Source organism: Mesorhizobium sp. KACC 23794 (assembly GCF_052180275.1).
Taxonomy (GTDB): Bacteria; Pseudomonadota; Alphaproteobacteria; order Rhizobiales; family Rhizobiaceae; genus Kumtagia.
The window spans coordinates 6,297,400-6,317,498 of record NZ_CP197465.1 but is presented as its reverse complement, the minus strand read 5'-3'; the positions used below and the strand labels follow the sequence as shown (position 1 = coordinate 6,317,498).

Annotated in this window: 17 protein-coding genes and 1 pseudogene; 15 read left to right on the top strand and 3 right to left on the bottom strand. The window is 65.1% G+C overall.

Going from position 1 to position 20,099, the window contains the following annotated elements:
• The first annotated feature begins 170 nt into the window (after positions 1-170).
• The gene (locus tag ACSBOB_RS30560) at positions 171-1,457 is read left to right on the top strand and encodes an AGE family epimerase/isomerase (protein ID WP_442579776.1); all 1,287 of its coding nucleotides are present in this window, start codon (positions 171-173) and stop codon (positions 1,455-1,457) included.
• Here the strand turns inward: ACSBOB_RS30560 and ACSBOB_RS30555 are convergent.
• A complete protein-coding gene (locus tag ACSBOB_RS30555) occupies positions 1,431-2,864 on the bottom strand; it encodes an ROK family protein (protein WP_442579775.1) in 1,434 nt (477 codons plus the stop codon). The two genes, ACSBOB_RS30560 and ACSBOB_RS30555, sit on opposite strands and share 27 nt — an antisense overlap.
• Before the next feature lie 10 nt (positions 2,865-2,874).
• On the bottom strand, positions 2,875-3,789 hold the full coding sequence (locus ACSBOB_RS30550) for a tagatose-bisphosphate aldolase (RefSeq protein WP_442579774.1): 915 nt from the start codon (positions 3,787-3,789) through the stop codon (positions 2,875-2,877).
• Between the two features lie 204 nt (positions 3,790-3,993).
• Between ACSBOB_RS30550 and ACSBOB_RS30545 the strand changes: the two genes are divergently transcribed.
• From ACSBOB_RS30545 to ACSBOB_RS30530, 4 genes are all read left to right on the top strand, one after another.
• The gene (locus ACSBOB_RS30545) at positions 3,994-4,851 is read left to right on the top strand and encodes a sugar-binding transcriptional regulator (protein ID WP_442579773.1); all 858 of its coding nucleotides are present in this window, start codon (positions 3,994-3,996) and stop codon (positions 4,849-4,851) included.
• Positions 4,852-5,195: 344 nt separating this feature from the next.
• Positions 5,196-6,188 carry an ABC transporter substrate-binding protein gene (locus ACSBOB_RS30540; RefSeq protein ID WP_442579772.1) on the top strand — a complete coding sequence of 331 codons (993 nt, stop codon included), beginning with the start codon at positions 5,196-5,198 and terminating at the stop codon, positions 6,186-6,188.
• Positions 6,189-6,287: 99 nt separating this feature from the next.
• The gene (locus ACSBOB_RS30535; RefSeq protein WP_442579771.1) at positions 6,288-7,352 is read left to right on the top strand and encodes an ABC transporter permease subunit; all 1,065 of its coding nucleotides are present in this window, start codon (positions 6,288-6,290) and stop codon (positions 7,350-7,352) included.
• Positions 7,345-8,094, top strand: a complete 750-nt coding sequence (locus ACSBOB_RS30530; protein ID WP_442579770.1) for an ATP-binding cassette domain-containing protein — start codon at positions 7,345-7,347, stop codon at positions 8,092-8,094. The genes ACSBOB_RS30535 and ACSBOB_RS30530 overlap by 8 nt, the downstream gene beginning before the upstream one ends.
• 20 nt (positions 8,095-8,114) lie before the next feature.
• Here the strand turns inward: ACSBOB_RS30530 and ACSBOB_RS30525 are convergent, their stop codons facing one another.
• Entirely contained in the window at positions 8,115-9,134 is a 1,020-nt protein-coding gene (locus ACSBOB_RS30525; protein WP_442583880.1) for a LacI family DNA-binding transcriptional regulator, read from the bottom strand.
• A gap of 151 nt (positions 9,135-9,285) precedes the next feature.
• Here ACSBOB_RS30525 and ACSBOB_RS30520 point away from each other — a divergent pair, with 151 nt between their 5' ends.
• The 10 genes and pseudogenes from ACSBOB_RS30520 (at position 9,286) to prpC (ending at position 20,099) form a co-directional block, all read left to right on the top strand.
• Positions 9,286-10,257, top strand: coding sequence for a sugar kinase (locus ACSBOB_RS30520; RefSeq protein ID WP_442579769.1), 972 nt, complete (start codon positions 9,286-9,288; stop codon positions 10,255-10,257).
• Positions 10,254-11,501, top strand: coding sequence for a class II D-tagatose-bisphosphate aldolase non-catalytic subunit (locus ACSBOB_RS30515; RefSeq protein ID WP_442579768.1), 1,248 nt, complete (start codon positions 10,254-10,256; stop codon positions 11,499-11,501). The genes ACSBOB_RS30520 and ACSBOB_RS30515 overlap by 4 nt, the downstream gene beginning before the upstream one ends.
• 27 nt (positions 11,502-11,528) lie before the next feature.
• The gene (locus ACSBOB_RS30510; protein WP_442579767.1) at positions 11,529-12,605 is read left to right on the top strand and encodes a Gfo/Idh/MocA family protein; all 1,077 of its coding nucleotides are present in this window, start codon (positions 11,529-11,531) and stop codon (positions 12,603-12,605) included.
• Complete coding sequence (locus ACSBOB_RS30505) at positions 12,605-13,426, top strand: sugar phosphate isomerase/epimerase family protein (RefSeq protein ID WP_442579766.1); 822 nt, start codon at positions 12,605-12,607, stop codon at positions 13,424-13,426. The genes ACSBOB_RS30510 and ACSBOB_RS30505 overlap by 1 nt, the downstream gene beginning before the upstream one ends.
• Complete coding sequence (locus tag ACSBOB_RS30500) at positions 13,423-14,238, top strand: alpha/beta fold hydrolase (RefSeq protein ID WP_442579765.1); 816 nt, start codon at positions 13,423-13,425, stop codon at positions 14,236-14,238. The genes ACSBOB_RS30505 and ACSBOB_RS30500 overlap by 4 nt, the downstream gene beginning before the upstream one ends.
• Entirely contained in the window at positions 14,235-14,930 is a 696-nt protein-coding gene (locus tag ACSBOB_RS30495) for a ribulose-phosphate 3-epimerase (protein ID WP_442583879.1), read from the top strand. The genes ACSBOB_RS30500 and ACSBOB_RS30495 overlap by 4 nt, the downstream gene beginning before the upstream one ends.
• Before the next feature lie 136 nt (positions 14,931-15,066).
• A complete protein-coding gene (locus tag ACSBOB_RS30490; protein WP_442579764.1) occupies positions 15,067-15,795 on the top strand; it encodes an SDR family oxidoreductase in 729 nt (242 codons plus the stop codon).
• A gap of 149 nt (positions 15,796-15,944) precedes the next feature.
• Positions 15,945-17,645: a GMC family oxidoreductase gene (locus tag ACSBOB_RS30485; protein ID WP_442579763.1), complete on the top strand. Its 1,701-nt coding sequence runs from the start codon at positions 15,945-15,947 to the stop codon at positions 17,643-17,645.
• A 187-nt stretch (positions 17,646-17,832) separates the two neighbouring features.
• Positions 17,833-18,921: pseudogene (locus ACSBOB_RS30480) on the top strand (MmgE/PrpD family protein); the annotation flags it as partial.
• An 11-nt stretch (positions 18,922-18,932) separates the two neighbouring features.
• On the top strand, positions 18,933-20,099 hold the full coding sequence (gene prpC / locus ACSBOB_RS30475) for a bifunctional 2-methylcitrate synthase/citrate synthase (RefSeq protein ID WP_442579762.1): 1,167 nt from the start codon (positions 18,933-18,935) through the stop codon (positions 20,097-20,099).

The following is a 20,099-nucleotide window of genomic DNA, read 5'->3' as shown; positions in this document are numbered from 1 at the left end:
GAAGGCTGTTGTCGTTGCCGATGCCGAGGCCCGGCTTTCCCTGGTAGCTGGAGACGGTCCTGCGTAGCTTCGGCGCGATCACGGACTTGAGAGACGCTTCCAGACAGGTCCGCCATCGTCTAGAGAGCGTCGGCAGTCGTGTTTCGCGATGATGAGGAGAGAGGGCAGCGATGGCGGGGGATGCAGCGCGTTGGGTCGGGATCGAAGGCCCGAGATTCGTAGAGCGTGCGGCGCATCGGCATTGGCTGCTCGGACAAGCCACCGCGCTGCTCGATTTCTTCAGCCGCAACCTGTTCAACCCATCCGGCGGGTTCTTTCCGCTTGATGATTTTGGCCGCCCCCTGCCGCCAAAACCCGGCCATGCGGGGGCGGAGCGGCAGATCCACGACACGACGCGGATGGTGCATTGTTACGCCATCGCCCACATGCTCGGTCTGCCCGGCGCCGACCGCATCATCGATCACGGCATGGCGTTTCTTTGGCAGCGCCACCGCGATCAGCAGGCGGGCGGCTATTTCTGGGGCGTCGACGACGAACGGCCGACCAACGCCACCAAGCAGGCCTACGGACACGGCTTCGTGCTGCTGGCCGCCTCGTCGGCCAAGGTCGTCGGACATCCCGATGCGGACCGGCTCCTCGCCGACATCACCGAAGTGCTGCACACCCGCTTCTGGGACAAGACCGTCGGCGCGACGACCGAGGAATATGCCGCCGACTGGCAGCCGCTCGGCGACTATCGTGGCCAGAACTCCAACATGCATCTGACCGAGGCGACGATGGCCGCCTTCGAGGCGACCGGCGACCGCACCTATCTCGACATGGCCGAAAGCATCGCTTCGCTGATCATCGGCCGGCATGCGCGCGAGCAGGGCTGGCGCGTCGCCGAACATTTCGACAGCAACTGGCAGGTCGACCGCAACTACGTCGGGGATCCGATGTTCCGGCCGTCGGGCACGACGCCCGGGCACGCGCTGGAATGGAGCCGCCTGCTCGTTCAGCTCTGGGAACTCGGCGGCCGCAAGCATGGCTGGATGAAAGAGGCGGCGAAGCAACTCTTCCTCACCACCACGGCGATCGGCTGGGACCGCGAGACCGGCGGGTTTTATTATACGCTCGATTGGGACGACCGCCCGGACCAATCCGACCGCTTCTGGTGGCCCTGCGCGGAAGGCATCGGCGCGGCGGCCGTGCTGGGGTCTGTGGACGAGGATCCGCGCTTCGAGGAGTGGTATCGCCGCGTCTGGGGTTTCGTGACCGATCATTTCATCGATCATGAACGCGGCGGCTGGTATCCGGAGCTGAACAGCGAATTGAAGCCTATAAGCCGGGTCTTCGTCGGCAAGCCCGATCTCTACCATGCCTTCCAGGCGTGCCTGATCCCGCTCGTGCCGCCGATCGGCAGCGTCACCCGCGGCTTGCGCGGGAACGGATCAGTGACTTTGCTTGGCGGACGCTGAGGTCAGCGCTTCGCCGAGCCACTCCCGCAGCGATTCGGCGTCGACCTTTTTCTTCGTCGTATCCACGGTCTGCACCGGTCCGAACCGCATCGGATCAGCACGGGCAGCGAGTGCGATCAACTCCGGGACGTAATCGGCGCCGGGATGGCCGGGCAGGCGCTTGCCGACGCGGGCGCCATAACGCGCGCCGATCAACTCTGGAGGCGCTGCGCACCAGATTTCGGCAATTGCATCGACTTCGGATTTGGCGATCAGCTCCGCCAGCAATTCGCGCGGCTGGAAGCCGAACCAGGCATCCATGATGAAAGTCGTACCCGCCGGGGCAGCGGCGAGGACCGAAAACATCGCCTTCAGGCTCGCCCGGCCGAGCTTGCGGTTGAACGGCCGGTCGACGCCTTCGATCTCTTCGAGGAACGGGTTCTTCACCGTGTCGAGCGACAGCAACGGCCAGCCGGTCGCTTCAGCCAGTTTTTTCGCGACCCGGCTCTTGCCGCTTGCCGGCACGCCGTTGACCATCACCAGCCGCTTGCTGGCGGGCGTCGCCGCCCGCAGCCCCGCGATGCCGGCGCCGATCACGCCGGCGTCGTCGCCGAGCATGGCAGGCGCCAGGTGCGTTTTGAACCACGACTTCGTCTCCGGCACTGCGGCAAGTGCTGCGCAGGCGGCTTCGCCAAGGCCGCCGCCGAGCACGACGATTTCAGGATCGAGGGTCGTCACCAGATTGTCGATGGCGAGGCGCAGCGGCGCCGCCCAGGCATGCAGGATTTTCGTGGCGGCCGCGTCGCCCTGGTCCCGGCGCGAAAGCAGTTCCGCCGCCGTCGTGCCGGGGGGAAGGCCTGCCTCGGCGATGTGCCGGCCGAGCGCGGTGCCCGAACTCGTAGTCTCGACGCAGCCCCGCTTGCCGCAGGCGCAAGTCAGCCCATGCGGATCGATGCCGATGTGGCCGAGCTGGCCTGCCGTCGCCCGGCCGCGCACCACCCGCCCGGCCTCGATCGCCGCGCCGCCGATGCCCGTGCCGATGGTCAGCATGACGACGTTTTGAAGCCCCTTCGCCGCGCCGAACGCGGCTTCCGCCACCAGTGCCATCGTGCAGTCGTTGTCGACCGTCACCGCACGTCCGAAACGCTCCTCGATCCGCTCGGCCAGGGCCACCCCGGAGAGATTGACGAACCCGCCCGAGAACACGCGGCGGCTGGCGAAATCGACCCGGCCGGGGACGCCGATGCCGATTGCAGACGCCGTGGGGGTGTCCAGTCCGGCAATCAACTCCCCGATCCGTTCGAGCACGACTTGCGGATCGGGCGAACTCGCCGCCCTGGCGCGTTTCAGGATCACGCCGTCGTCCGTAACCAGCGCCGCACGAAGATGTGTGCCGCCGATGTCGACGCCAATCGCGCTCCTGCTCATGGCGGCTGGATCAGGCGACTTTCACGGCCGGCGCGCGATGCCGGGCGATCACTGCCTGAATCTCGCGCAGCCGCGGCACGGCGACCGTCTCCAGCCGCTGCCGGGTGACGGCGCGGTCGAGCGAGATGCAGTCCTTCCAGAGCGAGCGGCCGGCGATCACGCCCGAAGCGCCGTTCGCCATGGCGATGTCGACCTGGCCGAGGAAAGTCTCATGGTTGACGCCGGCCGACAGCACCGCCCACGGCACGTCACCGGACATTTCCGTCACCGCCGCGCAGGACTCGGCGGAACCGGGATAGGGGATTTTCAGCACCTTCGCACCATGCTCGAGGCAGATCTTCGAGCCGCCCTGGATCAACTCCGGTATCTTGGCCGCATAGGCTTCGGGGCTCTCGCCTTCCAGCGCATAGGTCAGGAACTCGACCACCAGCAGCAGGTCTTCCCTGACGAAATCGGCGACGACCTGGTCGAGGATGGCGATGTTATGGGTGTTGGCGGCCGGCGTGTCGGAGCGCAGATAGACCATGATCTTGCCGCCGGTGCCGCCAAGCTCGCGCACGCGCCGCGCCGTGATGCCATCGACGAGCTTCGACAACCTGTAGCCTTCCGGCGTGGTGTCCCAGCCGGAGGCGTCGATGCCGATCAGCAGCGCCGTGCCACGGTCGATCAGGCCCTTGTCGACGAGGTTCGGCACCGCGCAGACCGGATCGACGAGCACGCAGGACGCCTTGCTTGCTAGATACCGGGTGATATCGGCCTTGATGTCGCCCAGCATGTCGTTGCTGATCTTGGCCTGCTCGTCCTTGTCGCTGGTGAGCAAGGATCGCATGCTGCCGCGCTGGTCGCAGGCGATCACCATCATGGCGCCGTCGCTGCCGCAAATCTGGTGGTAGCCGCGCAGTTCGGCCGTGGTCATGCGTGCCATGGGCGTTTTCTTCCGTCTTTGATGTTCACGCACCGTCAATCCTTGGCATAATCGCCCGGGGATTGGTCATTGCGTCGCGATCTCGTTGGTATTAGTATGTAACATATTGCTGAAAGGAATTGCAAGCTGCGTCCTCAACCCACATCGGATTTAAATTCGCGCGCCACGCTGCATGCCGTCGCCAAGCTGCACTACGAGGGCGAAATGAGCCAGGTCGATATCGCCAAGCGTCTCGGCGTATCGACCGCGACGATTTCGCGGCTTCTGCAGCGGGCGCGTGCCGAAGGCATCGTGCGCATCGAGATTCGTGACCTCGCCGCCCCCGAGGCGCTGACGGGCGATCTGATCGACAAACTCGGGCTGAAGCGCGCCGCCGTGGTCGAGGCGCCGAGCGCCGGCATTCTCGGGGCACTGTCGGAGCCACTGGGAGCCATGCTGCTTCAGGCCGGGCTGCCTGCCGGTTCGGTCCTGGCAATAGGTTGGGGGAGGGCGGTGCGCGCCGTGGTCGAGGCCGGCCTGCCGGCAATCCCGGGCGTGCTCGTCGTTCCGGCCACTGGCGGCATGCAGCAGCATGCGCCACATTTCCAGGTCAACGAGTTCGTCCGGCTGGCTGCCGAGCAGACGGGCGGGGTGCCGCATTTCGTCCACGCGCCCTATCTCCCCTCGTCCGGCTCGCGTGACGCCTTCCTTGCCGATCCGGTCATCGCCGACAGCGTCGCCCTTTGGGATCGTATCGACGTGGCGGTCGTCGGCGTCGGACTGCCGCATGCGGCGAACACCCCTGACGCAAGTGCGGCGACCGCGAGCGAGCAGGCGCTGGTCGGCGCGGCGGGCGATGTCATCCGCCACTACTTCGATGCTGCCGGTCGGCTTATCGACTGGGAGGGCGAGAACCGCATGATCGCCGCGTCGCCCGCACAGCTTCGGCGCGCGCCGCTGGTGGTCGGCGTCGCTGTCGGCGAGAACAAGGCCGGGGCAATCATTGGCGCGGCGCGTGCCGGCCTGATCTCGGCGCTCGTCACCGACACACGCACGGCTGAAGCGGTGATCGATCGGGCGTAAGCGATGTGCCTCGAATTTTTCTTCGCGGAAAAATTCAGATTTCCGCGCACAAAACTATTGACAGCCGGGCGACCTCGGCATGTTATTTGAACGAGGCAGAGGAGCGAGACAGGGAGGGGTTTTGCGCGCACGCCGGGCGTCGCGCAGCGTTGACAGCAGCACGAGCGAGGGTGTTGGCGGCTTTGTATCAACCGCATCATTTTGGCGCCGATCTTCTCGTGAAATTGTTTTCAGCAAAAAATTACTTGACGAAAGACCAAGTCGACCCAATCATATGTCCATTGAGCGAACGGGTTCGAGGCTCAGTGAAGGATTTATCAGAACAGCTCATCAGGGAGGAAACCATGGAGCGTCGTTCAATTCTGAAGGCCACCGCGTTGATAGGCGTTGCCGCTGCAATCGGGCTGGGAACAGCCTCGGCCAACGCGCAGGACAAGAAATACACCATCGCCCTCATTCCGGGCCTGACCACCGATGCCTTCTACATCACCATGCGCAAGGGCGCGCAGGCCGCCGCCGACGCGCTCGGCGTCGAACTGGTGTTCCAGGGTGCGCCAGACTTCAACCCCGTCACCCAGGTTCCCGTGCTCGACGCCGTGATCGCCAAGAAGCCTTCGGCAATCCTCATCGCGCCGACCGACAAGACCCAGTTAGTGGAGCCGCTGCGCAAGGCGAACGAGGCCGGCATTCCGGTGATCACCGTCGACACCTTCATCGGCACCGGCATGTACCAGACCGGCGCTGGCGACGCCGACTTCCCGCTCTCCTACATCGCTTCGGACAACGTGCTCGGCGGCAAGATGGCCGCCCGCGCGCTGGCCGCCGCGATCGGCGGCGAGGGCAAGGTCTATGTGTCCAACGTCAAGCCGGGCATCTCGACCACCGACCAGCGCGAGGAAGGCTTCAAGGCCGCGATGGCCGCGGAATTCCCGAAGGTCACCGTGCTCGAGACGCAGTTCAACGACAACGACGCCAACAAGGCGGCAAGCCAGTTGCAGGCGGTGTTCGCCCGCAATTCCGACCTGAAGGGCGTGTTCGGCGCGAACCTATTCTCGGCGCTCGGCGCCGGCAACGGCGTGCAGCAGGCGGGCCAGACCGGCAACATCCGGGTCGTTGCCTTCGACGCGCCGACCTCGATCGTCGACAACATCAACACCGGCCTCGTCGACGTGGCGATCGCCCAGCATCCGGCCGAGATCGGTTACTACGGCGTGGTGTCTGCCTTCGCGCATCTGAGCGGCCAATCCATTCCGGTCGCCATCGGCACGGGCTTCACCGTAATCGACAAGACCAACGTCGCCGATCCGAACGTCGCCAAATACGTCTATTCCGATTGAGCGCGAGCCGGCTCCCCGGGCATTTCCGGGGAGCCGATCTTCTTCGCATGACCCATTCTTGCGAGCCAGCCTCTGGGCTGCCGCCGAGCAGGTGCAGCCATGACGACAAGCAAGGCCGGCGTGTCGGCCGTTGATACGCATCCAAAGCCGCAGGCCGACCATGCCGATCGCGCTAAGACGGTGGTGCAGCGCATCGCCGACCTGCGCGCCTGGCTGTTCCTTCTGGCGCTCATCCTTGTCTTCGAGGCCTGGGCCAGGTTCGATTTCGGCGGCACGTTCATCTTCAATCCGTTCAATGTGCAGTCGATCGCCATCTTTGCCGTCGCGCCGCTGCTGCTGGCGATGGGGCAGACCTTCGTCATCATTTCCGGCGGCATCGATCTTTCGCTCGGTTTCATCATGGGCCTCGCGGCCGTGGTCGCCGCCCATGTCATCAACGCCGTGACGCCGTCGCTCGGCATGCCGGTCGCCGTGCTGCTCGGCTTCCTGATCGCCGTTCTGGTCGCGGGTATCCCCGGCGTCATCAACGGCCTGCTCGTCTCGCGGCTGCGCGTCCCACCCTTCATCGGCACGCTCGGCATGTTCGGCGTGGCGCGCGGGGTGGCGTTCCTGCTGGCCGGCGGCACGACTGTGCCGGTCAACAACTCGTTTTTCGCGCTGATCGGCAACGGCCGCGTCCTCGGCGTGCCCTACATCATCATCATCACGGCGGTGTTCGTGCTGATCATGCATTATGTGCTCAGCCAGACACGCTTCGGCCAGCATAATTACGCCATTGGCGCCAATGTGCAGGCGGCGCGGCGCGCCGGCATCGACATCAAGTCGCATCTGCTCCGGCTTTATATCCTGTCGGCCGGCTGCGCGGGGCTGGCCGGCGTGCTCTATTCGGCGCGCTTCAATGCGGGTGCGGCGCAAGCAGGCGAGCCGCTGCTGCTCGATTGCGTCGCCGCGGTGGTGATCGGCGGCGCCAGCCTGTTCGGCGGCTCCGGCACCATTTTGGGCACGGTCGCCGGCGCCTTCGTCATCGCGGTCATCCAGTACGGCCTGGTCTTCGTCAATGTCGAGCCGTTCTGGCAGTTCATCAGCGTCGGCGTCGTCATCATCATCTCGGTGCTGATCGACCAGGCGCAGCGTCGCTTCAGCGGAGGTCGGGTGGATGAATAACGCGGCCCTGCCCCTTCTCGAGATCAACGATCTCTCGAAACATTTCGGCGCGGTGCAGGCGCTGCGTGACTTCTCCATGGTCGTGCGCCCCGGCGAGGTCGTGGCGCTTGCCGGCGACAATGGCGCCGGCAAGACGACGCTGATCAAGGCGATCTCAGGCGTTTACCGTCCGTCTTCCGGCGAAATCCGGCTCAAGGGCGAGCCAGTGAGCTTCTCGACGCCTCAGGAAGCGCGCGACCGGGGCATCGAGACGATCTACCAGGATCTTGCGCTCGCCGACAATCTGTCGATCGGGGCGAACATTTTCCTCGGGCGCGAGCCGATGAAGAAGGCGTTCGGCTTCCTGCCGGTACTGGACCGCAAGAGGATGGCCGATGCGGCGCGCGACACCATGGCGCTGCTCGATTTCCACGTCTCGCGCATGGAAGCGCCGGTCAGCAACTTTTCCGGCGGCCAGCGCCAGGCGGTGGCCATCGGCCGCGCCGTCTACTGGAACGCGCAGATTCTGATCATGGACGAGCCGACCGCCGCGCTCGGCGTACCCGAGCAGCGCAAGGTCATCTCGCTGATCCACCAGCTCAAGGCGCAGGGGCGCGGGGTGATCTTCATCTCCCACAATCTGCAGGACATTTTCGCTGTGTCGGACCGCATCATCGTGCTGCGCCGCGGCGTCACCGCCGGCGAGCGCAAAATCTCCGAGACGACGCATGACGAGGTGGTCAAGCTCATGGTCGGCGGCTGAGGCCGCTTGGAGACAGTTACTCAGGCGGAAGAGCGCAGGACGAGATCGGCGTTGACCAGAACATGTGCGCCGTGCGCGCGCGGCTCGTCGAAGACCCGCGATGTGTCGATGCGCGAGAGCAGAAGGTTGATCGCCAGCCTGCCCATCTCGGCCGTGTTCTGCTGCACGGTCGTCAGAGGCGGCCAGATGTATTCGGACAGGGGCTGATTGTCGTGGCCTGCTACTCTCAGATCGCAATCGGGCGTGATGCCGACTTTCCTGCCGGCCTGGTTTACGGCGGCAAGCACGCCGAAGGCGACGCGGTCGTTGCCGCACAGCACGATGCCGGTCGGAAAGCCGCCCTCGCGCAGGATGCGGTTCGTCTCGTCGAAGGCGTAGCGCTCGAAATCCCAGGTCGTCGAATGCTGAACCGGAATCACCTCCGGCTCCAGCCCCCGCCGCCGCATCGTCGCGACATAGCTTTCCCGCCGCCCGCGCGCATTGGAATTGACCCAGGGCATGTCGAAATAGCACGGCCGGTCGCCGAGCCGGGTCAGATAGTCGGTGATAAGCGCCATCGACTGCTCGTTGTTGGTGCCGACGAAGGCCTCCTCCTCGTCGAAGGGCGCGTCGATGAAGACCACCGGGATGTTGCGCGCCAGCGTCTTGACCTTGCTGCGATGCGCGGCGTCTCCCCCCACCGGCACCATGATGACGCCCGCGGCGTTCAGCGAGGTCAGCGTCTCCAGCGCCTCGGCTTCCAGCTCGGCCTTGCCGTCGGAAGAAAAGACAAAAGGCAGGTAGCCGCTCTCCGTGGCTTCCGTTTCGATGCGGCGGCGCAAGCCCATGTAGAAGGGGTCGAGCGAGGTCGGAAAGATCACGCCGAGAATCTTCGAGCGCCGGCGGTTGAGGTTGACGGCAAAAAGATTGGGGCGAAAGCCGGTCGCCTTCAGCCCCGCCTCGATCTTCTCGCGCACTTTCGGACGAACCGACGCGGCGTCCTGAAAATACTTCGACACCGTCGGGCGCGACAGGCCGACGCTCTCGGCGAAAGCTTCCATCGTCCGGACGGGTTTTTGCTTCATCGGCTTGCCTCGCGCTCAGTCTTCGTAACGTGCAATCTTGCCGGCCGGCAAAAACCAATTCTAATATGAGTTAGCGCGCGAAAACCAGTATGTTTACATGCATCAACAACATTTGGAAGCGCCGGCAATGAACGGGAAAGAATCGGGCTCTGGAGGGATCGGCTCGCTTGGCGAACTGCTTGTCGAGTTCGTCTGCACCGAGAAGGACAGCCACAACCGCCGCGCGGCCCCCTATGTGGGGCCGTTTGCCTCCGGCGCGCCCGGCATCTTCATCGATCAGGCGGCACGCGTCGGCGCCAGGGCGATCTTCGCTGGCGCGGTCGGCGACGACGCCTTCGGCGACGTGCTGCGCGCGCGCTTCGACGAAGCGGGCGTGTCGAATGCGCTCATCAGGACGTTTCCGGGCGTTCCGACCGGCTCAGCCTTCGTCAGCTACAATACCGACGGCAGCCGCGATTTCGTCTTCAACATCGCGCATTCCGCAGCAGCGCATTTTCCGAGGGACGCGGACGCGATCGAAACGCTGCGCGGCTTCGGGCTCGCAGCCTTTCATATCTCGGGTTCGACGCTCGGTGATCCGTCAATGGCGAAGGCCGCTCTCGGCATCTGCCGGGCGCTGCATGAAGCCGGCGTCGCCATCTCCTTCGACCCCAACATCCGCAAGGAACTGCTGACCGACCCGTCCTACATGGAGACCGTGCGGTCGCTGCTTTCGATCTCGACCTTCGTGCTGCCGAGCGTGGAAGATGCCGAGGTGCTTTTCCCCGGCGAGAGTTTTGAAACCTTCTCCCGGCGGTTTCATGCAAACGGCGCCCGCTACGTCGTGCTCAAGCGTGGCGACAAAGGCTGCATTGGCTCGGGTTCCGATGGGCCGGTCGAAGCGTTCGATGCGCACCAGGTCGATGTCGTCGACCCCACAGGTGCCGGCGACTGTTTTTGCGCTACCTTCGTTGCCCTGATTGTCTACGGGCAATTCTCATTCCGCGAGGCGCTTGAACGGGCCAATGCGGCGGGGGCACTCGCCGTCGGCAGGATCGGTCCCATGGAAGGCAACAGCACGCTCGCCGAGATCGAGACTTTCCTGGAGGGCCGCTCGTGAATGTGCTTGCTGACATCGTCAGCGCCAACCGCGCCGGCCTGCTGCGGGGCATCCCTTCCTATTGCACCGCCCATCCCGAGACCTTGAGCGCTATCTTCGCCGCCTATCGCAACGACGCAGCGCCGATCCTGATCGAGGCCACCTGCAACCAGGTCAACCAGTTCGGCGGCTACACCGGCATGAACGCGGCCGGGTTCCGCGCCTTTGTCGAGAATCTGGCAAGCCGTGAAGGTGTCGACCCGGCGCGGCTGATCCTTGGCGGCGATCATCTCGGCCCGAACCCGTGGAGGGGAGAGCCGGGCGAAGTCGCCATGACGAAGGCACGCGACATGGTCGCGGCTTATGTCGCCGCCGGCTTCACCAAGATACACCTTGATGCCTCGATCGCTTGCGCCGACGATGCAGCGCTCGACGAGGCGACGATGGCCGCGCGCGCGGCCGAGCTTTGCGCGGTGGCGGAAGCGTCCGGTGGGGCAGATCTCTGCTACGTCATCGGCACCGAGGTGCCGATTCCCGGCGGCGAGACCGAGATTCTCGACACGCTCGGCGTGACCGCGCCGGAAGCTGCCGCCCGGACATACGAACTTCACCGCGAGGCGTTCAGCGCGCGGGGCTTGCAAGCGGCGTTCGAGCGCGTCATCGGCATCGTCGTCCAGCCCGGCGTCGATTTCGGCAATGCACAGGTCTTCGCCTTCGCGCCCGAAAAAGCCGAAACCCTGTCGCGGTCGGTCGCAGCGCTGCCGGGCCTCGTCTTCGAGGCGCATTCCACCGACTACCAGCCCCAAAGAGCGCTGTCCGAACTGGTCGCCGCACATTTCGCCATTCTCAAGGTCGGGCCGGAACTCACCTTCGCCTTCCGCCAGGCGGTGACGGCGCTGGCCCATATCGAGGCCACGCTGAACCTCGCCGAGCCTTCCCGCATCCTCGACGTCATCGCTGCCGAGATGCGCGCTAACCCGCGTGACTGGCGCGCCTATGTCGCCACCGGCGACCGCGAGGCGACGATGATGCTCTACGGCCTGTCCGATCGCGTCCGCTATTATTGGCCGCGTCCTGTCGTCCAGGGCGCGCTGCAAAAACTTTACGCGAACATCGCATCCGCGCGGCCGGAGCCCGGACTGGTCGCGCAGTTCACTGGCGGTCTGGTCGAGGCACGGGGCGAGACGGCCGGCCTGCCGCGCCGCGTCATCGACGCCATGGTCGGCGATGTCGTGCGCAAATACCGCGCGGCGGCCGGGGATTGATCGAATGGCATTTTTCAGGAGGTTTTCGTGCCAGTGAAACAGGACCGGCGCCTGCGTGTCGGCGTGCTGGGCTGCGGCCCGATCGCCCAGGCGGCACATTTCGAAAGCTGCACCAAGGCACGCAACGCCGACCTCTACGCCATCTGCGACGTCGCCGACGATCTGCGCAATCGCATGGCGGCGACGCACGCGCCGCAGAAAAGCTTTGCCGACTATGACGCCATGCTCGCCGATCCCGATCTCGAGGCGGTGATCATCGCCACCTCCGACGCCTTCCACGTTCCGGCGGCGATCCGGGCGCTCGACGCCGGCAAGCACGTGCTCTGCGAAAAGCCGGTTGCGACCAGCGTCGAGGCGGTCGAGGAACTGAAGGCTGTGGTCGAGAAGAGCGGGCTCGTGCTTCAGGTCGGCCACATGAAGCGCTTCGATCCCGGCTTGCAGGCGGCCCGCGACTTCATCGACGACGGCATGGGTGCGATAGTGGCGCTGAAAGCCTGGTACTGCGACTCGACCCACCGCTATCCGATGACCGACGCCGTCCAGCCGCTGATGATCGCCAGCAAGGCGGCGAAAAAGCCCTCGGTCGACCCCAAGAGCAACCTCGATCGCTACTACATGCTCGCCCATGGCAGCCATCTCGTCGATACGGCCCGTTATTTTGCCGGCGGGATCGTTGCCGTTGACGCGCGCCAAAGCCAGCGCGGCGGCATGCGCTGCTGGTTCGTCGACGTGGAATTTTCAAACGGCGTGCTAGGCCATCTCGACCTGACGGTCGCCGTCCGCATGGATTGGCACGAGGGTTTCCAGATCTACGGCGAGAACGGGTCGATCCTCGGAAAGACTTTTAATCCCTGGTATTACAAGTCGAGCGAAGTTGATATTTTCCATGAATCCGAAGGCGGGTCGCGCCGCGTGCTCGGCGCCGACGGCCATTTCTACCGCCGCCAGCTCGAAGGTTTCGCCGATGTCATCCTCGACGGCGCGCCGATGCGTGGCGCCGACATCGATGACGGCATCGCCTCGGTGCGCGCCATGGTGGCGATCGCCCAGTCGGTGCGCAGCGGCAAGCCGATCCGCCTCGACGAAGTGTCGGGAGAGGTCTGATGCACCTCGGCATTTTTTCCAAGACGTTTCCGGGAACCGACCCGGCGACGGTTCTAGCGCAGGTCAGGGCCGCCGGTTTCGCCACGGCGCAATACAACATGGCCTGTTCCGGCCTGCCGCCCATGCCGGATGAAATTCCGCCTCAGCTTGCCGCCGCAGTTGCCGACGCCGCGAAACAAAACGACGTTTCGCTCTGCGCCGTCTCCGGCACCTACAATATGGCGCACCCCGATCCGGCGGTGCGCGCCGACGGACTGCGCCGGCTAGAAGTCATTGCCGCCGCCTGTGCCGCGATGGGGACCAGCCTCATTACGCTCTGCACCGGCACGCGCGATCCCGACGACCAGTGGCGCGGCCACCCCGACAACAGCTCGCCCGAAGCCTGGCGCGACATGCGGACCGAGATGGAAAAGGCAGTCGCGATTGCCGAGCGATACGAACTGCGGCTCGGCATCGAGCCGGAACTCGCCAACATCGTCGATAGCGCAGCAAAGGCCCGCCGGCTGCTCGACGAGATCCGCAGCCCGGCCCTCGCCATCGTCCTCGACCCGGCCAACCTGTTCGAGCGCACGGAGCTTTCGGAACAACGCCGCATCGTCGCCGAGGCCATCGACCTGCTGGCCGACCGCATCGTCATGGGCCACGCAAAGGACCGTACTGCTTCGGGCGCGTTCGCGACGGCGGGTCGGGGCGTGCTCGACTATCCCCACTATCTCGGTTGCCTTCGCGCAGCCGGCTTCGACGGCGACCTGGTGACCCACGGCCTTGCCGCGCATGAGGCTCCTGCCGTCGCGGCATTTCTCGGCGGCTTGCTGCGATGAAGTTCGACCGTCTGCGGCGCTTCGATTTCATCCGCGACGGGCTGACGCTCGCCGCCTACGATTCCGGTGGCGACGGGCTGCCCGTCGTTTTCCAGCACGGTCTCTGCGGCGATGCGCGGCAAACGGCGGAAGCCTTTCCCGACGATGCCGCCCTTCGGCTGATCACGCTGGAATGCCGTGGCCACGGCGCCTCGCAATCGGGGGAAGTGTTCTCTATCGCCACCTTTGCCGACGACGTCGCCGCCTTGATCGAACATCTCGGCCTGCCGCCCGTCGTCATCGGCGGCATCTCGATGGGTGCGGCAATCGCCAGCCGCATCGCCGTCCGGCGCCCCGAACTCGTGCGCGGACTGGTCCTTGCCCGGCCCGCCTGGGTGATTAAACCGGCGCCCAACAACATGCGGCCGAATCTGGAGATTGGCGAACTGCTCGCAAGATTGTCGGCGGACGAAGCGCGGGCGGCGTTCGAGGCAAGCTCCACGCACGCCCTGCTCGCCCGCGAGGCGCCCGACAATCTGGCCTCGCTGCTGGGCTTCTTCGACCGCCAGCCGGTTGCCGTCAGCTCGGCGCTGCTGACGGCGATTTCCGCCGACGGGCCGGGGATCGCGGAAGCCGATCTGACTGATCTCGCCATACCGACACTCGTGCTGGCGACCGGACAGGATTTCATTCACCCGCTTGGCCACGCCGAACTGCTGGCGCGGCTCATCCCGGGCGCGGTCCTGAAAGCCCTGACGCCCAAAGGCGTCGACAAGCCGGCCTATCTCGCCGATTTCCATACGGCGCTCGGCGCTTTCCTCAAGGATATCTGACCATGCCAAGCCAAAAAACCTGGCTCGACGATCTGCCGCGCGATCGCCTGCTTGCCGAATTCTCCATGTGGTCGGCCGATCTGATCCATCTTGCCGACGATCTCAAGCGCATCGAGGGTCACGCCGACGTGCTCCACATCGACGTTGCGGACGGGCATTTCGCGCCGGCGCTCCTGTTCTTCCCGGACCTTGTCTCCCGCATGCGAAAAGCTTCCGCCCTGCCGATCCATGTCCATCTGATGGTCGCCGACGCCGTTCTTCTCGATCAGGTCGACCAGTTCGCCAAGGCGGGCGCTGACCTGATCAGCGTTCATGCCGAGAACAAGAATGCCGGCGAGGCGCTGGCGCGCATCAAGGGGCATGAGCTTGCCTGCGGAATGGTGCTGCGCGTCGAGACGCCGGTTGCTGCTGCCCGGCCTTTTCTCGACCGCGTCGATTTCCTGACGCTGCTCGGTACGGCGATCGGCGTGAAAGGGCAGGGGCTCGATCCAACAGCCACCGATCGCCTGCGGGAGGCCGGCCGGTATGTGGCGGAGACCGGCAGGCGCATCGTTCTCGCCGCCGATGGCGGCACCCGCGAAAACACCGTGCCGCTGCTGCGCGGCGCGGGCGCGGAAACCGTCGTCATGGGCTCGCTGGCTTTCGGGGCGGAGGATTTGGCGGCCCGCATGCGGTGGTTGCACGCGCTCTGAACCGCGCCGAAAACCGCGAAGACCGAGCGAAATATTCTTTACGCGGGTAAAAACCTTTATTGACGAAGTGAAGGGTAGGCCATAGCGTTTGGACATTGAAGGATGCGCAAGCATCGGCAGGGGAGGAGACAGAATTATGGGACAGGATTTATCCGGCAAGGTGGTGTTGGTGACCGGCGCGAGCTCCGGCATCGGGCGGGCGATGGCGAAGACGCTGGCCGCCGAAGGTGTGAAACTCGCCCTTGTCGGGCGCTCGGCGGAGCGCCTCGATGCGGTGGCCGCCCAAGTCGGGGGGGATGCCCTGGTTTTGGCCGCCGACCTGACGAAGGCCGGCGAGGTCGACCGGGTAGTCGAGAAGACGCTTCACCGGTTCGGGCGGATCGACATCCTCCTGCCCAACGCGGGGCTCTATATTCCGGGCGACGTCGTCGACGGCAAGCCGGATGCGTGGGACGAATTGCTTTCCATCAACGTCAACAGCGTCTTCCGGCTGGTCCATGCGGTGCTTCCGGGCATGATCGAGCGCAAGGCCGGCCACATCCTCGTCACCTCATCGATTTCCGGTCACCAGGCGCTACACTGGGAGCCGGTCTATTCGGCCTCAAAACACGCCATCCAGTCCTTCGTGCATGGCCTGCGCCGCCAGGTCGCCCGGCACAACATCCGCGTTGGCGCCATTGCGCCGGGCGTCGTGCTCAACGAATTGTGGGGCTACACCGATCCGGCGGCGATCGAGGCCAAGGTGGAAAGCCGCGAGGGCCTGCGTTCGGAAGACGTCGCCGACGCCGTCCTCTACATGCTGACGCGCCCGGCCAACGTCACCATCCGCGACCTGGTCATCCTGCCGCAGAACCAGGACATCTGAGAGCCCTATGAAAATGCGTGATGGCGGGCTGCAAATGGTGGCTTTCTGCGCTTCCGGTGCTCACGTACGAAAATGTACGCTGCGCTCCGGTTCTCGAAATCCACCATTTTCGCCGCGCCCTGACACATTTTCAGAAGGGCTCTAAACCCTTGGAGCCGTTCGACTACGTCATCGTCGGCGCCGGGCCGGCCGGTTGCGTGCTCGCCAACCGGCTGACGGAAGACCCGGCCGTCCGCGTCGCGCTGGTCGAGGCGGGACCGGACCGCAACGCGCGCAAAGCCATCGTGCGCATTCCGCTCGCCATGGTCACCTTCATGGCGCCGGCTCTGGCCTTTCTCGGCGGGCCGAAATTCATGTCGTGGTTCGAGACTGAGCCGGAGCCGGGCCTGCAAGGCCGGTCGATAGCCCTGCCTCGCGGCAAGGGTACGGGAGGAAGCAGCAACGTCAACGGCCAGATCTTCATGCGCGGCCAGCGTGAGGATTTCGACGGCTGGCGGGATGGCGGCTGTCCCGGCTGGGGTTTTGACGATCTCCTGCCCTATTTCCGCAAGCTGGAGCGTTTTGAACTGCTGGCAGAGCCGCGCTCCGGCAATCACATCCGCTTCGGCAAGCGTCCGCTTTCCGAGCAGATCGACGCAGCCTTCCATGGCACTGACGGACCGCTCAACATCGCGCCGCTGCGGAGCGTGAACCCAATGGCGCACGCCTATCTCGAAGCGGCGCAGCTTGCCGGTCACGAGCTCAATCCGGATTTCAACGGTGCAAGTCAGAATGGCGTCGGCCTCTACACCTTCACGCAGAAGAACGGGCAGCGGGTGACTGCCGAAGGCGCCTATCTCGATCCCGTCCGCCATCGGTCGAACCTGACGATCATTCCGGACACGCAGGTTACCAAAGTGCGGTTCGAGGGCCAGACGGCGACCGGCGTCGCCTGGAAGCGCGGCGGCGAAACGGGCACGATTGCCGCCCGGGAAACAATCCTGGCGACCGGCGCCTTCGTTTCCCCGCAACTGCTGATGCTGTCGGGCGTCGGCAAGGCGCGAGAGTTGGCAAGACATGGCATTCCGCTGGTGCGGGATCTGCCCGGCGTCGGCGAGAATCTTCAGGACCATCTGGATGTGACGCTGGAATACCGGGCAAAGTCGACCGCGCCCTACGGCATCTCCTGGAGGGCGCTGCCGCGCAACGTCCTGCATGTGCTCGACTGGATTATTCGCAAACGTGGGTTGTTTTCCTCCACGACGGGCGAAGGCGGTGGCTTCATCTCCACCGATCCGAAAAGCGATCGGCCCGACATCCAGCTTTTCTTCTGCACCGGACGAGCCAACACGCAGGCCGCCTCGGGTTTCACCGGCCACGGTTTTCTCATGCATATCTGCCAGCTCAGGCCGGGCAGCATCGGCCGCGTTGCGTTGAAAAGCGCGGATCCCGACGAGCGGCCGTCGATCCTCTACAATTTCTTCCGCGGCGAAAGCACGATGGATACGCTGCGCGCCGGCATCCGGCTGGCGCGCAAGATCATGGCGCAAAAACCCTTCGCGCCGCATCTCGACGCAGAGGTCGATCCTGGTCCCGAGGTGGAAAGCGACGGCGCGCTCGACGCCTTCATCCGCCAGAGCGTCGGCACGCTGTTCCACCCAGTCGGCACCTGCGCCATGGGGCAAGGACCGGAGGCGGTGGTGGACCCGCAAACGCTACGCGTGCACGGCGTCAACGGCTTGCGCGTGGTCGATGCCTCGATCATGCCGACGATCGTCTCGGCCAACACCGTCGCCGCCACCTATTGCCTCGCGGAAAAGGGCGCCGACCTGATCAAACAGGAGCGGACCGCCAGGCAGCGGGCCGCTTAGCGATCTGTCCTGTCGGGGAGCTTATCCAGGCGATTCGAGACTGCCAGCCCGTCGGAACCAACCGGGTGGAATGGCAAGAGGCAACCGATGTCAGGTCGAGGAATAGGGTGAGAGCAGGCTCTTTGTCTCGTCGACCAGCAACGGCTTGGTCACCGAAGCAAATGCGCGTTGGGAACAACTTGGCCTGGGATTGGCCACCGGCTACGAGATTCAGGTCAATCTCGTGAAAGGCATCTGCCTGCACGAGCACAATATCGACCACATCGCGCATCTCGGGCCGTCGGCCGCCGCGGGCATCGGCGCGGCTCTCGGCCTGCCGGTCGAGACGACCTACCAGGCCGTGCAGCAGGCGCCGCATGTCACGACGACGACGCGGCAGTCCCGCAAGGGCGAGATTTCAAGCTGGAAGGCCTACGCGCCGGCCTTCGCCGGCAAGATGGCGGTCGAGGCCGTCGACCGCGTCATGCGTGGCGAAGGTGCGCCGTCGCCCGCATGGGAGGGCGAGGACGGTTTCATCGCCTGGCTGCTTTCCGGTTCCGCCGCAAAGTACGCCGTACCGCTGCCTGAAAAGGGCGAGGCCAAGCGTGCCATCATGGACACCTATACCAAGGAGCATTCGGCCGAGTACCAGAGCCAGGCGCTCATCGACCTGGCACGCCGCATGGGTCCCAGGATCGCCGATCTCTCCCAGGTGAAGGACATCGTCATCCAGACGAGCCACCACACCCACTACGTGATCGGCACCGGCGCCAACGATCCACAGAAGATGGACCCGAAGGCGAGCCGGGAGACGCTCGATCATTCTATCATGTACATCTTCGCCGTCGCCCTGGAGGACGGCGGCTGGCACCACGAGCGCTCCTATGCGCCGGAGCGTGCCAGGCGCCCCGAAACCGTCGCGCTCTGGCACAAGATCAGGACCGTCGAGGATCCGGCCTGGACCGAGCGCTACCACAGCCATGATCCGAAACAGAAGGCGTTCGGTGGCCGCGTCGTCGTCACGCTGCACGACGGAACCGTGATCGAGGACGAACTGGCGGTGGCCGACGCGCATCCTCTCGGCGCGCGGTCCTTCACCCCACCCGACTACGTGAAGAAGTTCCGCACGCTGGCCGAAGGCATCGTCGCACAGCCCGAGCAGGATCGCTTCCTCGCGACCGTGGAACGGCTGCTTGAGCTGAAACCGGCCGAGCTGGCCGGCCTGACCTTCACGGTGGGGCTGGAGAAGCTTGGCCCGGCCGCGGCTTCCGGCGTCTTCGACTGGAAGCGCGATTGAGGGAGGATGACATGATCGCACCAAAGCCGAAGAAGTCCGTCGCGCTGTCCGGCGTGATCGCCGGCAACACGGCGCTGTGCACGGTGGGGCGCACCGGCAACGATCTGCACTATCGCGGCTACGACATTCTCGACGTGGCCGAGACCTGCGAGTTCGAGGAAATTGCCCATCTCCTTGTCCATGGCACGTTGCCGACCGCTGCCGAACTGGCCGCGTACAAGGCGAAGCTCAAGGCACTGCGCGGGCTGCCGCAGGCCGTCAAGCACACGCTGGAATTGCTGCCGGCCGCAACGCATCCGATGGACGTGCTGCGTTCGGGCGTCTCGGCACTCGGATGCGTGTTGCCGGAGGCGCCGGACCACAACCATGCCGGCGCGCGCGACATTGCCGACCGGCTCCTCGCCTCGCTCGGTTCGATGCTGCTCTACTGGCACCACTTCGCCCACAATGGCCGCCGCGTCGAGGTCGAGACCGACGACGGTTCCATCGGCGGGCATTTCCTGCATCTCCTGCACGGCACTGCGCCAAAGCCGTCGCTTGTGAAGGCGATGCATGTTTCGCTGATCCTCTATGCCGAGCACGAGTTCAACGCCTCGACCTTCACCGCCCGTTCGATCGCCGGCACCGGGTCGGATGTCTATTCGGCCGTCACGGGCGGGATCGGCGCGTTGCGCGGGCCCAAGCATGGCGGCGCCAACGAGGTATCCTACGAGATCCAGAAGCGCTACGCCGATCCGGACGAGGCGGAAGCCGATATTCGCCGCCGCGTCGAGGCGAAGGAAGTGGTCATCGGCTTCGGCCATCCCGTCTATACGGTCGCCGATCCGCGCAACAGCGTCATCAGGAGTGTTGCGCGGCAACTGTCGGTCGAGGCCGGATCGACGAAGATGTTCGACATCGCCGAGCGTATCGAGGCGACGATGGCGGACGCGAAGAAGATGTTTGCGAACCTCGACTGGTTCAGCGCCGTCTCCTATCACGTGATGGGCGTTCCCACAGCGATGTTCACACCGCTCTTCGTCATCTCGCGCACCTCCGGCTGGGCCGCTCACATCATCGAGCAGCGCCAGGACAACAAGATCATCCGCCCCTCCGCCAACTACATCGGCCCCGAGAACCTGGAGTTCGTGCCGCTCGACCAGCGCGGACGACAGGCCGTCGGCCAGAAGGCGGCTTGA

Bases quoted from the DNA above. Each gene is read 5' to 3' on its own strand.
- ACSBOB_RS30560 (WP_442579776.1), top strand. From the start codon at position 171: ATGGCGGGGGATGCAGCGCGTTGGGTCGGGATCGAAGGCCCGAGATTC.
- ACSBOB_RS30555 (WP_442579775.1), bottom strand. From the start codon at position 2,864: ATGAGCAGGAGCGCGATTGGCGTCGACATCGGCGGCACACATCTTCGT.
- ACSBOB_RS30550 (WP_442579774.1), bottom strand. From the start codon at position 3,789: ATGGCACGCATGACCACGGCCGAACTGCGCGGCTACCACCAGATTTGC.
- ACSBOB_RS30545 (WP_442579773.1), top strand. From the start codon at position 3,994: ATGAGCCAGGTCGATATCGCCAAGCGTCTCGGCGTATCGACCGCGACG.
- ACSBOB_RS30540 (WP_442579772.1), top strand. From the start codon at position 5,196: ATGGAGCGTCGTTCAATTCTGAAGGCCACCGCGTTGATAGGCGTTGCC.
- ACSBOB_RS30535 (WP_442579771.1), top strand. From the start codon at position 6,288: ATGACGACAAGCAAGGCCGGCGTGTCGGCCGTTGATACGCATCCAAAG.
- ACSBOB_RS30530 (WP_442579770.1), top strand. From the start codon at position 7,345: ATGAATAACGCGGCCCTGCCCCTTCTCGAGATCAACGATCTCTCGAAA.
- ACSBOB_RS30525 (WP_442583880.1), bottom strand. From the start codon at position 9,134: ATGGAAGCTTTCGCCGAGAGCGTCGGCCTGTCGCGCCCGACGGTGTCG.
- ACSBOB_RS30520 (WP_442579769.1), top strand. From the start codon at position 9,286: ATGAACGGGAAAGAATCGGGCTCTGGAGGGATCGGCTCGCTTGGCGAA.
- ACSBOB_RS30505 (WP_442579766.1), top strand. From the start codon at position 12,605: ATGCACCTCGGCATTTTTTCCAAGACGTTTCCGGGAACCGACCCGGCG.
- ACSBOB_RS30500 (WP_442579765.1), top strand. From the start codon at position 13,423: ATGAAGTTCGACCGTCTGCGGCGCTTCGATTTCATCCGCGACGGGCTG.
- ACSBOB_RS30490 (WP_442579764.1), top strand. From the start codon at position 15,067: ATGGGACAGGATTTATCCGGCAAGGTGGTGTTGGTGACCGGCGCGAGC.
- prpC (WP_442579762.1), top strand. From the start codon at position 18,933: ATGATCGCACCAAAGCCGAAGAAGTCCGTCGCGCTGTCCGGCGTGATC.